This is a genomic window from Alpinimonas psychrophila (assembly GCF_014137865.1).
GTDB lineage: Bacteria > Actinomycetota > Actinomycetes > Actinomycetales > Microbacteriaceae > Alpinimonas > Alpinimonas psychrophila.
The window spans coordinates 838,340-851,775 of the sequence record NZ_JACGWU010000001.1 but is presented as its reverse complement, the minus strand read 5'-3'; the positions used below and the strand labels follow the sequence as shown (position 1 = coordinate 851,775).

14 protein-coding genes and 1 riboswitch are annotated in these 13,436 nt (G+C 57.6%); of the genes, 6 read left to right on the top strand and 8 right to left on the bottom strand.

Annotated features, from left to right (window positions below; all coding sequences use genetic code 11):
* Positions 1 to 228: 228 nt before the first annotated feature.
* Complete coding sequence (locus FB555_RS03955) at positions 229 to 1,899, top strand: AAA family ATPase (RefSeq protein ID WP_182484101.1); 1,671 nt, start codon at positions 229 to 231, stop codon at positions 1,897 to 1,899.
* Positions 1,900 to 2,808: 909 nt separating this feature from the next.
* Positions 2,809 to 3,762 carry an abortive infection family protein gene (locus FB555_RS03950; protein WP_182484100.1) on the top strand — a complete coding sequence of 318 codons (954 nt, stop codon included), beginning with the start codon at positions 2,809 to 2,811 and terminating at the stop codon, positions 3,760 to 3,762.
* A gap of 17 nt (positions 3,763 to 3,779) precedes the next feature.
* Here the strand turns inward: FB555_RS03950 and FB555_RS03945 are convergent, their stop codons facing one another.
* On the bottom strand, positions 3,780 to 4,607 hold the full coding sequence (locus tag FB555_RS03945) for a ribonuclease H-like domain-containing protein (protein WP_281362540.1): 828 nt from the start codon (positions 4,605 to 4,607) through the stop codon (positions 3,780 to 3,782).
* Positions 4,608 to 4,798: 191 nt separating this feature from the next.
* Between FB555_RS03945 and FB555_RS03940 the strand changes: the two genes are divergently transcribed.
* Both FB555_RS03940 and FB555_RS03935 read left to right on the top strand, forming a co-directional pair.
* Positions 4,799 to 6,955 (top strand): GmrSD restriction endonuclease domain-containing protein, encoded by a 2,157-nt coding sequence (locus FB555_RS03940; protein ID WP_182484098.1) that lies wholly within the window; start codon positions 4,799 to 4,801, stop codon positions 6,953 to 6,955.
* A gap of 213 nt (positions 6,956 to 7,168) precedes the next feature.
* Positions 7,169 to 7,405: a hypothetical protein gene (locus tag FB555_RS03935; RefSeq protein WP_182484097.1), complete on the top strand. Its 237-nt coding sequence runs from the start codon at positions 7,169 to 7,171 to the stop codon at positions 7,403 to 7,405.
* 3 nt (positions 7,406 to 7,408) lie between these two features.
* On the opposite strand, the gene FB555_RS03930 is transcribed toward FB555_RS03935, so the two are convergent.
* The 5 genes from FB555_RS03930 to FB555_RS03910 all read right to left on the bottom strand — a co-directional run bounded on the left by FB555_RS03930 (position 7,409) and on the right by FB555_RS03910 (position 9,805).
* Complete coding sequence (locus FB555_RS03930; RefSeq protein WP_182484096.1) at positions 7,409 to 7,792, bottom strand: nuclear transport factor 2 family protein; 384 nt, start codon at positions 7,790 to 7,792, stop codon at positions 7,409 to 7,411.
* Positions 7,793 to 7,922: 130 nt separating this feature from the next.
* Positions 7,923 to 8,147, bottom strand: a complete 225-nt coding sequence (locus tag FB555_RS03925; protein WP_182484095.1) for a TM2 domain-containing protein — start codon at positions 8,145 to 8,147, stop codon at positions 7,923 to 7,925.
* A gap of 108 nt (positions 8,148 to 8,255) precedes the next feature.
* Entirely contained in the window at positions 8,256 to 8,531 is a 276-nt protein-coding gene (locus FB555_RS03920) for a hypothetical protein (protein WP_182484094.1), read from the bottom strand.
* Between the two features lie 36 nt (positions 8,532 to 8,567).
* Positions 8,568 to 8,685, bottom strand: a riboswitch (SAM riboswitch).
* A gap of 66 nt (positions 8,686 to 8,751) precedes the next feature.
* Complete coding sequence (locus FB555_RS03915; RefSeq protein WP_220475748.1) at positions 8,752 to 9,450, bottom strand: class I SAM-dependent methyltransferase; 699 nt, start codon at positions 9,448 to 9,450, stop codon at positions 8,752 to 8,754.
* Positions 9,451 to 9,559: 109 nt separating this feature from the next.
* Positions 9,560 to 9,805: a helix-turn-helix transcriptional regulator gene (locus FB555_RS03910; protein ID WP_182484093.1), complete on the bottom strand. Its 246-nt coding sequence runs from the start codon at positions 9,803 to 9,805 to the stop codon at positions 9,560 to 9,562.
* A gap of 269 nt (positions 9,806 to 10,074) precedes the next feature.
* On the opposite strand from FB555_RS03910, the gene hflX reads away from it, so the two are divergent.
* Entirely contained in the window at positions 10,075 to 11,634 is a 1,560-nt protein-coding gene (gene hflX / locus FB555_RS03905) for a GTPase HflX (protein WP_182484092.1), read from the top strand.
* Complete coding sequence (locus tag FB555_RS03900; RefSeq protein WP_182484091.1) at positions 11,631 to 12,125, top strand: thioesterase family protein; 495 nt, start codon at positions 11,631 to 11,633, stop codon at positions 12,123 to 12,125. Before hflX ends, FB555_RS03900 begins: the two co-directional genes overlap by 4 nt.
* Here the strand turns inward: FB555_RS03900 and FB555_RS03895 are convergent.
* Entirely contained in the window at positions 12,122 to 12,529 is a 408-nt protein-coding gene (locus FB555_RS03895) for a Rieske (2Fe-2S) protein (RefSeq protein WP_182484090.1), read from the bottom strand. The genes FB555_RS03900 and FB555_RS03895 overlap by 4 nt on opposite strands.
* Entirely contained in the window at positions 12,529 to 13,404 is an 876-nt protein-coding gene (locus tag FB555_RS03890) for an acyl-CoA thioesterase (protein WP_182484089.1), read from the bottom strand. The genes FB555_RS03895 and FB555_RS03890 overlap by 1 nt, the downstream gene beginning before the upstream one ends.
* Positions 13,405 to 13,436: the final 32 nt, after the last annotated feature.

The following is a 13,436-nucleotide window of genomic DNA, read 5'->3' as shown; positions in this document are numbered from 1 at the left end:
TAATGATGCTTGTGATGGCAGAAACCAGAGGATTTGGTCTGCTCAAAGCTGCACGATCAATCTGGACAATGGGGTCCTTTCAATCGTCGGACTCAAAGAGACAGGCAAGCCTGCAAAATCTTAATACACACCTAAATTGCAGAGCCATCAGGCCCTCGGGACAACTCGCAAATACCACCCTCTCAGAATGGGCCGATCGGAACCAACACTGGCATATACCATTTCGATATGTCACTTGAAGAAGAAGAACCGAGCGTTGCATCCGTTCCCTTGGCAACTTGGACTTTGCCTAGCATCGTTTCCGGCTGTGTGCAGTCCATAACTGCTCGATCGGGAGAAGCGACAGTGATAGTAGGGGCCAATGGCGCGGGCAAATCGGCATTGGGATTGTGGATGCTCCTGAACGCTGGCGGCGCACCTGTAAAGCGTCTTATCGCTCATCGGCGATTGTGGTTTGCCTCGGCGGGACCAGATATCAGTCCTGCCCAGCGCGAGGACACTAGACGAAACATGGAGCAGTGGAGCCGTATGGATGAGTCGCGTTATCTGGACCACGCTGATGGACAGCGCGCAGGAATCGTGCTCTTCGACTTCCTCGCCCTCATGAATGGGCAGAATCGGCGGATTGCCGATCTCGCACTAGCCGGATCAGATCTGGCACAGATTCAGAGCGCAGAGGGCGCGCCGGTGATAGACCGCCTGAACACGATCTTGAGAGACTCCGGGTTGCCTGTCCATCTTAAGCTCACCGATCGTCAAACATTTAGTGCTGTCAATGCGCTGCGTGGTGCGGAGTACCCAATTTTTCAGATGTCAGATGGCGAGAAGAGCGCTATCCTACTTGCTTCTGAGGTGTTGAGTGCAGCCACCGGATCGATCTTGATCATCGATGAACCCGAACGCCATTTGCATCGCTCAATCTCGTCGGGGATGGTCGAGGCCGTCATCGCGAGTCGACCCGATTGCCATTTTGTTGTCCTGACTCACGATCTCGAACTGGCGTCAGCGTTGAGTATGGGAAACGGTCAGGCATTGGTTCTCACCGGTTGCCTTTGGGTCGACAATACGGTCACGGGCTGGGCGCTCTACGCAATCGAGCCGTCCGCAGGGACTCCTGACAGTGTTCGTGCCGCGATACTCGGCGGTCGGCAAAACCTATTGTTTGTCGAAGGTGACCCCGAAAGTTTGGACAACAAGCTGTACGGGATTCTTTTTCCGCTTTGGACTGTGACGCCGTCGGGTGGCGCAGACCAAGTAATTCGAGCGGTTGCCGGCCTCCAAGCCAGTCAGCAGCATCATTGGGTAAAGGCGCGAGGAATTATCGATGGTGATGGTCGCACTGAGCAAGAACGCCAAACCTACATCACTAAAGGCGTGTTGCCGCTGCCAGTTAGCGAGATTGAAAGTCTCTACTACCTGTCTGAGGTAAGGAGCTCTATTGCCGAATCCCAGGCGCTCACCATCGGCGGCGATGCCGATGCGATGAAGGCCGGTGCGAGGGATGCCGCCCTTGAGTCTCTTCGGTCCAATGGAACGTTCGAGCGATTGGCTAGCAAATTGGCCTTAGCTGAAGTGCGGCGGAAACTGGGCGAAGAGTTGCCGACAACAATAGGGCCCTACGATGAAACAATCGAGTTGTCGATCTCATCACCCTTCGGCCGAATCTTGGGCGAGATACAGGCCCTCTCGGATGCTGACGATCTCGATGGTTTAGTCCGATTGCTTCCCATTCGTGAGACCCCTCTGCGGACTAGTGTCGCCGCAGAGCTCGGTTTCCGGACCTACAGGGACTATGAATCTGCCGTCCGAGTGCGGGTCAAGTCAGATCGGACTCTTGCTTCCGTATTACAGACCATCGTGGGCCCAATACCTTTAGGGTGCATAAAGGGCGCGGCGTAGCCGCGCGCTTTACTTGAATAAGTAACGTAACTCGGTAGTACATCTGGTCAGGTGGTTCCCTTTGCCGTGGTCATGTTGATGGGATGGGGTAGAAAAGCGGAACGGTGCTGAGCGAGCTTTTTGTGGTGCGTTAGTGGCGCGTGCGGCCACGTTACCCGGTGCGACGTGCGTTTGCACGCGATGGCACCCCACAAATGCCCGGTCGCGGCAGGCCATACGTCGCGAAGATCAACAGCTTGGTGAATCCGCAGGTCAATCCAGCACGAATGGCACAGATCCTGATAGCTGTTGTCCGTGAGAACCACGATTGAGCCGCTAAGCCGCGAGCTACTTGCGGCCGCATCATCACGCTTGCTCGATTGAGTGCCTTCAGGACGGTGCTCGAGGTGGAGCTAACCTCCAGGGAGGTCCGCTCCGTGGTCGGCCGCTCATATATATATATATATATATATATATATATATAGGCGAGTCGCCAGGGCAAGTGCTTCGTCGCGCATCTGCCGAGGCTGCTCAATTTAGACTCCACGGTCAACGAGGTTCTTGCGAACCGTGAGGTGGTGGAACCCGAAGTTCCGAGCCAGACCCTAGACTGATTTCATCGCGCGGGACAGCTGAACTATCTGATCAACCTGTTCGGGCTCTAGCTGTGCAGCCGACGCTAAGACTCGCCGTCTCGTCGTCTCGCCTACTGGGTGACGTCAGCTAGAAGATGCGCACTCCGACGCTGTGCTCCTTGAAGCATTACGGTCTCATCACCCGCACCACGACGCCGACCGTGTCCGTCACCGTCGCCTGCGAGCTAACAGACCTCCGTCTCTCACTGACCCAAATGATGTGCGGCCTCAAGTCCTGGGCCGCCATTGACCGCCTCTGTGGCGTGCAATTCCGACGTCAGGATACGATTCGGACATGCCAAATGAAAACATAGAGATCACGGAGATTACGGAAGTCACTCGGCGCAAGCTGTTCGACTCGATCGCGTTGTCCAAAATTTGGTGGGCAGGCAGGCTAGAAGAGCCCGATTTTCTTGCGCGAATCTACGACCTTGAGAGCTTGGCGAGCACTGACACACGATTTGGGAATGCTGCTGCAGACATCTGGCAGCACCGAGTTAACAATCCCGCGGATTGGGAAAACGACTGGGTTTTTACCGACGCCAGGTTTGGGCTGCAGCGCGGCGACGATCAAATCATCCTGCGTTTTCTCGCTGAGATGCTCCACCCTCTCGTTCGTGCAGATGAGAGTGAAGTCGCTGCCCTCCTCACGTCTTTCAACGACGCGCTCACACGGGACGGGTACGAGTTATTTCCGGCCGACTGGATCAGCGGACATGCGGTCTACGGATGGCGTCGACGCGATACCTTCCACGGAGTCACCCCCGAGCTCAAGCTGCAGGAACGCACGCTTCTGACCGAGCCTGCTGTTCTGGAGGAACATCTCACGAGGATCCGTCGTGGACTCGCTTCCGATCCGCCCGCCGCGATCTCCTCGAGCAAGAACCTACTCGAGAGCCTCTTTAGGATCATCCTCGACCGCAGCCAGGTCGAATATGGTGCAAGGGACGACATTCCGCAGCTCTACCGCAAAGTAGCCACGCTGCTCGAACTGAGCGCTGAGTCGGTACCCGAGAACGCCCGAGCAAGCCAGACCTCGCAACAGATTCTGCGAACCCTTGTGACGACCGTCAGCTCGCTCGCCGAATTGCGAAACGAACTCGGAATTGACCACGGCAAGTTGACCCGCAGCGCAGCCCTTGCCCGTCACGCGAGGCTGGCGCTCAACAGCACTGTTTCAGTCGCGGAGTTCGTCCTCGACACATGGCAGTCGCGGGTTGACTCAGGTCGCTTGACTACAATGAAGTAACTTGTTCGCTATACGAATCAGGGCTCAAATGGTGCCGATTGACCCAGCGGGGTGATTTGCATGAGGTATTCGAACAGAGCGCCGGAGCCGCTCCATATGTTCTCCCGCTCGACAGTGAAGCTCTCCACCGCCAAGACGTCGCGGGTCTCCGCCCAATCCTCCAGCGGATAACTGAGGCGCGCAAAGTGTGCCCACCAGAAGCTCTTGTCGTCCCGGCGGTGAATGTCAATGGCTGCGGCGGCCAGCGCAATGGCAGTGTCGTGGGGTGTGCGGTTCTCCAGGGTCACATCCGCGAGCAAGGCCTGCAGCTTGCCGTGCACGGGATCGAAGTCGATGATGTGCACATCCAGTTCAAGATCACAAGCCGACGCCAAGGTAATGTTATTCTCGCCCGCCCGGGTGATCAGCCAGTTGCGCAGCTCGAGAGTGGAGCGGCAGTCGTGGGTGTTGTACTGCTCGATGTCGGCCAGCGTCTTGGTGGCGCCTTCGGTGACCCCGGTGTCGCGTTCGTCACAGAACTGCGCGTACAGGGCCACGGAATCCGCATCATCGGCGACCCCCTCACGTTCAGCCTCGCCCATGTATAGGGGCTCGAGCTCCTTGAGGGAATAGCTGGGGCTGCCGATCCCCAGGGTCTGACGCACGATGGGATACAGGTCCACCAGCACGTTCTCGCGCTGCAGTTCCATGGGTTCAGAGTGCCTTCCCTGAAACGCCGGGCGCCTCGAGATTTGATACGCGTTCGAGGTAATCGATGTTGGCAGTGTTCGGTATCCGGAATATTTGAATCTGCGCGGTGAGGCGAACGATGAACGCGTGCGGGAGGCTCTTGCTCGTGCCGGCATTGAAGCGTGGGAGATTCCACGTAACCGTTACAGCGTTTTCACAACTGGGAGTTCGCGGAGGACGTGCTGGCGTAGTAGTTCATATTCGGGGAAGGGTAAGGCGTAGAAAATGCAACCAGTGTTAACGAGACTGCGCCAGACTGGCCCTAATTGAAAAATTCGTTCTACGGACTCAAGGACTGGAACCTACGTTGCTCACTCAAGTAAAGACACCTCAAGAAATCTTCTTCAACCCGCAGCGCCTTTTGGTTCCTTTGTTTCAACGGCCCTACGTCTGGTCGCAAGAAGGACAATGGGCTCCTTTGTGGGATGACATACGTCGAGTGGCTGGGCGGGTCGAGCGGCACGAGCAAGCAACTCCTCATTTCCTCGGGGCGGTCGTTCTTCAGCAGCAGCAGACAGAGATTGGCACGCTTGGCGTTCGCACCATTATTGACGGTCAGCAGCGCTTGACCACCCTTCAACTATTTCTCGACGCGGTACACGATCGTGTTCAGACTGCCGGCTTCGAGAACCTCGCAAAACAGGTGTTGGGTCTTGTGCAGAATCCCGTCTACTTCACTAATACCAAAGAGGATGAGTTCAAGGTCTGGCCAACGAACAGAGATCGTGCAGCGTTCAACGAAGTCATGTCTGCTCCCACCCCTGTTGACTACACGGCCTTGAAAGCAGCTTCAAGCCGAATGGCGCTTGCGCACAAGTTCTTCTCTGGCGAGATCGGCGCTTGGCTCGAAGAGGGTGACTCCGAAACGCGCGCAACAGCTCTCGTGCAGACCATCAGTAACTATTTGCAGATTGTCGTCATTGATCTCCAGGTCGACGAGGACGCTCAAGAAATCTTTGAGACCCTCAATGCCCGGGGAACTCCACTCACTGCTGCGGATCTCATCAAGAATTTCGTATTCCAAAGGCTTGAAGCATCACCAGCGGAGTCCGAGAAGGCGTATCGCAAGTATTGGGAGGAATTCGAGACCCCATTTTGGGAGAAGGAAGTGTCGGCCGGCCGCATCCTCTACAGCCGCAGTTCACTCTTTCTGACGCAGTGGCTCGTCTCAAAGACGCTCAAGGACGTGCCGGCGCGAGAAGTGTTCTCACAATTTAAACATCACGTGACGGATGCGAGCACACCGGTGGATGCACTTTTACCGAAGGTGCGTGAGTCAGCCGGTATTTACCGGGATTTCACTGAGGGCGCAGCTGTTGCCGATGGCCCCCTTAACCGAGTCAACATGTTCGTTTATCGCACTGCCACGCTTGATTCGGAAGTCGTTAAGCCCTTGTTGCTGTGGTTGCTCGACCCTGAGTTGGCGAAAATACCTGGACCCCAACTTAACCTTGCACTCGTTAGTCTGGAGAGCTGGCTTGTGCGGCGTGCTTTTGTGCGCGGATCGACGAAGGCATACAACAGATTCATTGTTGACATGATGAAAATTGCAAGTGCTGCTCCTCGAGAAACAGCAGGAACGACGATTCGTGACACGCTAGCTCGGCAAGATAGCCCCAATACTTACTGGCCGGGCGACGCTGAGATTCGACGAGAACTCAAGACACTGCCAATTTATCGTCGCTTCGCTCGGGGAAGACTGCGGATGGTCCTTGAGGCCATCGAAGATCATCGTCGAGGGTTCGATCAAAGGTCTCCTTTGGATGTGCAGCGTGTGGTGCGGGGAGCCTGCACAATCGAACACGTCATGCCCCAAGAGTGGCGAGCCTTCTGGCCCGGTGCTGAAATCGACGAACAAGGAGTCTTGCGAGACGACACGATTCAGACATTGGGAAACCTCACTCTCATCACACAGGCTCTCAATAGCAAGGTGTCGAATGGTGCCTGGGAGGGCGAGAAGGGAAAAAAGAAGTCGTTTTCTAAATTCACGACTTTGCTCCTCACCCGGCAAGTCTGCGAAGAGGGAGAAAAGGACTGGGATGACGAGAGAATCCATGCGCGAACGGTCAGCATGATTGACGACATCCTCCAGATTTGGCCCGTTCCGGTTGGCCACTTCGGTGTCATCGCGGGCACAAGTGAACTTGCAACGTACCGAGTGACAGTCTCTGAGTTAGTCCGGGCCGGGCTCTTGTCGCCGGGGCAAGATCTCTTCGCTCGAGTCGTTGCTAAGCGCGGAGAAAGATGCCAGATCAGCGAAGACGGTGGAATCTTCCTTGGGGAGGAACGATTCGAGACATTGAGCGCTGCGGCAAGAGCCGTTACCGGTAATCAGTCCGAGGGCGGGTGGTGGTTTTGGCTTGTCGACATGGAAAGTGATCGCTGTTTGTCTGACGTGCGGCAGGACTATCTCGAGTCGCTCAACGCTGACGCGGCTGTGCAGGAGGAATTGCAGGAGTCCTAGGGTCCGCGTGGCGGAATCGAGCATCCGCGTTAAATAAAAGCAGCCCCGGGGCGTCCTTAGACTTTCCGGGGCATAACGCCTCGCTGTGAGGACTAGAAACTAGCCGACCGAGCTACACGCGTTGCTTTGAAATCACTGTAACAGACGTTGCCGGGAACCTGGCAGCGATGTCACCCGAGGGGAGTACGGTGGCCCCAAGAGGAAGGTCACATTATGAAGCTGTTTAGGTACCGCAAGCCATCCATGCGCCGGATGCTGGGGGTCACCAAGATCAAGCGCCAGGTGAAGCGCGAGTTGGGGATCTCGCAAGTGCAGGGGTGGACGCAACCGTCGCGGCTGAAGCAAAGGGCCAAGCAAAGTGTCGGGTTGTACTCACCTGAGGTGCGGGCAGTGCGGCAGACGTCGAAGGGGCGGTTTCCGACGCTCTTTGGTTTGTTTGGAAAGAAGTAAGGCCTAGCTAAAAGCCTGAGCCGCACCGGTTTGGTCAGCCTGGATGCCCCAGTATTCGACGAGCTTTCCGTCGCGCATGTCCCAGATGTCGACGTGCTTACTTTCATGCACTTGTGGCTTTTCTTGACGCGTCGACATGACGGTCACAATGCGGTTGCCGTCCTCTAAGAAAGACTCCACCTCGGTCTCAGCAGAACCCTCCGTCAGCATGGAGAACTTCTGAAGCAATCCCCTGACCTCGTCCTTGCCTTGGTAGTCACCCGTCAACGGCCCCCAACCGCGGGTATGCCAGACAACGTTGTCAGAAAGTATGTCCATGACAGCCTCAACGTCGTTAGCAAAGATTGATTTGTAGGTGTTTCGGACGATCGTCGCGTTGGAGGTCATAATTTCAGCCTACCGGCACCGTGTAGAAAAATAACTGAAGGTCCAGCGGGAGGGTGCAAAAAGGCCCGCCCCGAGCATCCGTTAAAGAAATGTTCGAGACGGGCGTTTCGTGAACGTTCTGGCTCACACCTTAGTGAGCGAGGGGCTGTCCAGCGTTGTCGGTCATCTTGTCGGTCACGATCAGGATGATGTCGATGATCCACCAGATGCCGAAACCACCAGCCGTGAGGAGCTTGAGGACGCCGGTACCGATCTTGCCGAGGTAGAAACGGTCGATGCCGAGCGTACCGAGCAGGATCGACAGCAGCAGGGCAACAACGAAGCTTTTCTCAGTGGTGATAGCGGTGTTTGTCATAGGAGGTTTCCTTAAATTGAGGGGTGGATTCGCGGTAGCACTATCGGCTTCAGTGTTCGCCAATTCTCGATTGCGCGCGAAGGATTGCTTTTGTTGCAGAAAGTGCAGTTAACGCCAATCTTGCGCGGAGAAACGGGCCGCGTCAAAGGCGAGCACGGGCTCGACCCAGCGCTCGAGACTGATGACTCCGTAACGACCCATCATGGAGTCGAGCATGCGGTTCGTCATGGGGGTTTCACGGTCGGGGCGAAAATCGACGAGGCACTGCGACCATTGGCGCCTTTCGCCCGGGGAGAGCGGCGCCCACAGGGCTTCTTCGCGGGCGTGCTGAACGCGGTCATAGTTGCCAAGACCGTCGGTGTAGGGCATGGTGTTTTCCGACATGGGAGTCTCCTCTGGAGTGTGAGGAGGGCGGGGCCCTCCATCGACTTGCCCGACAGCTGGTGCCGACGGGCCGGTTCTTCCCCTAGGGCACCCCACTCGATGGAAGGGGGTTGCCGCACAGCAAGCTAGGTACTTGGCACTGTGACTCTGGAACCTATGTGCACTCTACAAGAGGGCACTGACATTGGGCGCGGAGCCCGTTGTGATGGGTTGGTGAAACTTACGAAAGGCGCGTGACCTTCACGACCCGGAAGCCCTTGTAGTGGTCCTCGCGGAAAACATCGTAGGCACCTGCGAACTCGGCGCGCAGCCACTTCTCGAAGGAATCGGCACCGAGGTGCTTGGCCACCACGAAGTATGCGATGCCCCCCACGACGAGGCGAGGGATCCACTGCTCCATGATCGCGTGCAACTCGGCCTTGCCCACGCGAATAGGCGGGTTGGACCAGATGATGTCGAACGTGACGTTGGCCGCAACATCCTGAGGCGTTGACACGTGGATGTTGGCCAGCTTCAGGCGCTTAGCGTTACGGCGCGTCAGTTCGAGCGCTCGTTCGTTGACATCAATAGCGTAAATGGCGGCGTCGGGAGCCTCAAGGGCCATGGTGATGGCGAGGGGTCCCCAGCCGCATCCGAGGTCAAGAAAGTTACCCGTTTCGGGAGTTTGGGGCACGATTCGCATGAGTGCGTCGGTCCCCATGTCGAGGCGCTCGGGGCTAAAGATGCTGCCCGCGGTCTCGATCGTGAGCTCGCGCCCGGCGAGGCTGACCTCGATCTCGGCGGTTTTGAAGTCGCCGACAGGCTGAGGCGAGAAGTAGTGCTCCGTCGCAGGGGCTAGCGATTCGGGTGCTGCGGCCTCGGAGCCGGTTTCGGATTCAAAAACGGCGTCTTCGGGCACGGGGGCGTTTGTTTCGGGCATGCTGTCTAGATTACCGTCAGGCACTCACCGCGCCGGGCCTGTTACGCGTGATGCAACAGACCGAAGTGCCCCGGAGGGTTTGTTGCGTAAAAACACAGAATATGTTGCGCTAAAGCAACTTATTGGCCGGTATTTCAAGAGCGTCGGCGATGGCAAAAACATTCGTCAGAGTGGGAGAGTAGCGTGTGTTTTCAATGCGGTTGATGGTTTTGCGATCAATCCCGGCGGTCTCGGCAAGCTGGTGCTGGGTGAGACCGCGTGCCTTGCGGAACTCTCTCACCCTGGCGCCAAACTGGGAAAGCCCGTCAACTCCTGTTTCTTCGGGGGAGAGTGCTGGAGAAGGGGCGTCTGCCATGGTGGTGTGCCTTTCCTGGCGTGGTTTGTGTTTCTTGGGGGTCGTCATTCGCGTGCCAAAAAAGACAAGAATTTCCCATCTACTTTCGCACAGAACACATTCATGGCGGTAGTGGGGGAAACCGGAGTGGTCTAGGGGCAAGGCCGGTGTGTTTAAATGTATACCAAAAATGTTACTAGACGCTAAAGACAGTTCTGGTTCCGCTTTCTCTGTTCGCGGGCAGAGAATCCTTCAGCGCTTGTGCAGGCCACCGCGGTATTCTGAGGGAAATGACTGAAGATGACAGCACCTCCGCGGTAGACCGCGTTCTTGCCCGGGCGGCAACCGATGATGCGGCAAAGGCCCGCGTCAATCTCTTTTCTTCGGGGCGGGCCCTTGCCCTCAGCGAAAGCGTCAACACCGGCGAAAACTTTGATGGTGCCCAGCAAGATCTGGCGGATCGCATCTCGCTTCGGCGCGTGCCGGGGCTCTCCACCGAACTGCAAGACGTCACCGAGGTTGAGTACCGTCAGTTGCGCATCGAAAACGTGGTGCTCATCGGCGTGTATGCGGGCCACTCGCAAGAGGACGCCGAAAACTCTCTGCGGGAGCTTGCGGCTTTAGCAGAAACGGCCGGGGCAACCGTGCTGGACGGGCTCTTGCAGCGCCGCCCCACCCCCGATAACGCCACGTACCTCGGTCGTGGAAAGGTGCAAGAGCTGCACGACATCGTTCAGGCACTGGGGGCCGATACGGTCATTGCCGACACCGAGCTTGCCCCCAGCCAGCGACGCGCCCTCGAGGACGCCGTCAAGGTCAAAGTCATCGACCGCACAGCGGTTATTCTCGATATTTTCAGCCAGCATGCCAAGAGCCGTGAGGGTAAGGCTCAAGTCGAACTTGCCCAATTGCAGTACCTGCTCCCGCGTCTTCGCGGCTGGGGCGAGTCAATGTCCCGCCAGGCCGGTGGCCAAGTTGGTGGCAGCGGTTCGGGAATGGGATCGCGTGGCCCCGGTGAGACCAAGATTGAGCTGGATCGCCGCCGCATCCACACCCGCATGTCACGCCTGCGCAAACAGATCAAAGAGATGAAGCCCGCGCGGGATGCCAAGCGTGCGAACCGCAAGCGCAACGATATTCCGGCGGTGGCCATCACTGGTTACACAAACGCCGGTAAGTCCTCACTGCTGAATCGCATGACCGGTGCCGGCGTGCTGGTCGAGAACGCCCTCTTTGCAACCCTGGACGCCACCGTGCGCAAGTCCACGACGGCCGATGGTCGCGTGTTCACGTTTGTTGACACCGTCGGGTTTGTGCGGAACCTTCCCCACCAACTGGTCGAAGCCTTTCGCTCGACCATCGAAGAAGTGGCCGATGCCGACCTGATTCTTCATATCGTGGATGCCTCACATGCCGACCCGGCATCACAGCTGAAGACCGTGCGCGATGTTATCGGCGAAGCGGGTGCCTCGGAGGTGCCCGAACAGGTCATCTTCAACAAGGCCGATCTCGCCGATGCAGATGCCCGATTATTACTGCGCGGCCTTGCCCCCAACGCCATTTTTGCCTCCGCCCGAACAGGGGAGGGAGTCGAGGAGATTCTGGCGGTTATCGCCGAGAGGATTCCGAGTCCCAACGTTGAGCTCGACCTCTTGGTACCCTACGAGCGTGGTGACATCGTGTCGACGTTGCACGAGCGCGGGGCCATTTCGACAACGGACTACGAAGAGGGCGGAACCCGGCTCCACGTGCGTGTGAAACCGACGGATGTGGCCAGCTTCGACGAATTCCTCGTGGCTCAACCTGCCCAAAAGACCAACCCACCACAGCAAGAAAAGGACTTATCGTGAGATTGCATATCCCTACCTCGCTTCGCTGGTCCGATCTGGATGCCTACGGGCACGTCAATAACGCTCAAATGTTTGGCCTGTTTGAGGAGGCCCGCATTCACGCGTTCTGGGCGGGTGGTGATGGCGTTGCCGACGATCACTTCCCGACGCGCATTCTGGAAGGCGGCCCGGATGCCACCACGTTCTCGCTGATTGCCCATCAGGAAATTGAGTACCTCGCGCCCATTCCCTACCTTCGGGATCCCTTGGATATCCAGTTATGGATTGGCCACCTTGGCGGGGCCAGCCTCGACGTGTGCTACGAAGTGTTCACGCCGCTGGTGAACGAGGGTAAAGTTCAGCCTGAACAGACGCTGTTTTGCCGAGCGTCGACGACCATCGTGTTGGTCGACTCGAAGACAATGGCCCCGCGCCGGCTGACGGAGGCTGAACGCCTCGCGGTCGCTTCCTTCGTTGAAGCCCCCGTTGTGTTCAAGAAGAAGAGTAGCTAGAGAACCACGACATTGTCGCCGTCAATCGCGACTTTGACCTCGGTGAGGGCAGTCGTTGCGGGCCCCGTCGTGGGACTCCCCGTTGAGATACTGAACTCTGAACCGTGACACGGGCAGTGTAGAACGCCGTCGCGGCCGCCAACTTTGCAACCCTGATGCGTGCATACTGAGCTAAACGCCGTCACCACGCCGGCGGTGGGCTGGGAGACCACTAGGCCGTTTCCATCGAGGTCAACGTTGAAGCTCCCGCCCACGGGAACATTGCTGAGCTTGGTGACCACAGTGCCGGACTTCGCCTTCGCGGTGGGCGTGGCCGCGCATCCACTCAGAAGGGCAACCCCGGCGACCAAGCCGACGCCGCCGGCCGAAAGGACGGTTCGACGTGTCAAGTTTTTGGCAGGCATTATTTTCCCTTTCCAGGAACGCGAATCATGCCCTCTTGAGCAACTGTAGCCAGAAGTAGACCGGATTGCGAATAGATGCGCCCGAGGGAAAGACCCCGACCGCCTTGAGCGCTGGGGGATTCCTCAACGTACAACATCCACTCATCAACGCGTGCAAAACGGTGGAACCACATGGCGTGATCCAGGCTCGCCGATTTGAGCCCCGGTGTTGACCACGGGATGCCGTGCCGGCGAAAAATAGGCTCCAAAAGGGTGTAATCACTGGCGTAGGCAAGGGCCGCGCGGTGCAGGGTGGGGTCATCGGGGAGGGTGTCTACGCAGCGCATCCACACGGCCTGGTGGGCAACACGGGGGCCGGAGGCCGTCATAAAAATTGGGGATTCAACGTAGCGAATGTCGAAGGGCCGCCCGGTGGCCCAGTACTGGGCGACGGGGTGGTCGATGGTGCCGAGAACATCCGACATGCTGGGAAGCGACTCCGGATCGGGGAGATCCGTGGGCATATCAACCTGGTGATCTAACCCCTCATCTTCGACCTGAAATGACGCAATCATCGAGAGAATGGGCTGCCCGTTTTGGTACGCCTGGGCGCGACGGGTGGCAAACGAACGGCCATCATGGATGCGGTCCACCGAAAAGGTAATCGGCAGATTCGGGTCGCCGGGACGCAGAAAATAACCGTGCAATGAGTGGATAGTGCGCTCATCATCCACGGTTCGCGTTGCCGCCACAACAGACTGCGCGAGTACTTGGCCGCCAAAGACTCTGCCGTGTGGCATGGGCTGGCTGGGGCCGGTGAAGATGTCCTCTTCGGTGCGGGCGCCGACGTCGGTGAGGTTGAGGGTGTCAAGGAGAGCCTGAACATTGTTGTGCATGAAGTCTCCCGAAGTTGCTCGCGCTCGTTGTG

What these genes read in the sequence shown, in the direction of transcription:
- FB555_RS03890 (WP_182484089.1), bottom strand. Translation starts at nt 13,404, where the DNA reads ATGCACAACAATGTTCAGGCTCTCCTTGACACCCTCAACCTCACCGAC.
- hflX (WP_182484092.1), top strand. Translation starts at nt 10,075, where the DNA reads ATGACTGAAGATGACAGCACCTCCGCGGTAGACCGCGTTCTTGCCCGG.
- FB555_RS03955 (WP_182484101.1), top strand. Translation starts at nt 229, where the DNA reads ATGTCACTTGAAGAAGAAGAACCGAGCGTTGCATCCGTTCCCTTGGCA.
- FB555_RS03945 (WP_281362540.1), bottom strand. Translation starts at nt 4,607, where the DNA reads ATGCCGGCACGAGCAAGAGCCTCCCGCACGCGTTCATCGTTCGCCTCA.
- FB555_RS03895 (WP_182484090.1), bottom strand. Translation starts at nt 12,529, where the DNA reads ATGCCTGCCAAAAACTTGACACGTCGAACCGTCCTTTCGGCCGGCGGC.
- FB555_RS03915 (WP_220475748.1), bottom strand. Translation starts at nt 9,450, where the DNA reads ATGCCCGAAACAAACGCCCCCGTGCCCGAAGACGCCGTTTTTGAATCC.
- FB555_RS03930 (WP_182484096.1), bottom strand. Translation starts at nt 7,792, where the DNA reads ATGACCTCCAACGCGACGATCGTCCGAAACACCTACAAATCAATCTTT.
- FB555_RS03950 (WP_182484100.1), top strand. Translation starts at nt 2,809, where the DNA reads ATGCCAAATGAAAACATAGAGATCACGGAGATTACGGAAGTCACTCGG.
- FB555_RS03925 (WP_182484095.1), bottom strand. Translation starts at nt 8,147, where the DNA reads ATGACAAACACCGCTATCACCACTGAGAAAAGCTTCGTTGTTGCCCTG.
- FB555_RS03920 (WP_182484094.1), bottom strand. Translation starts at nt 8,531, where the DNA reads ATGTCGGAAAACACCATGCCCTACACCGACGGTCTTGGCAACTATGAC.
- FB555_RS03910 (WP_182484093.1), bottom strand. Translation starts at nt 9,805, where the DNA reads ATGGCAGACGCCCCTTCTCCAGCACTCTCCCCCGAAGAAACAGGAGTT.
- FB555_RS03935 (WP_182484097.1), top strand. Translation starts at nt 7,169, where the DNA reads ATGAAGCTGTTTAGGTACCGCAAGCCATCCATGCGCCGGATGCTGGGG.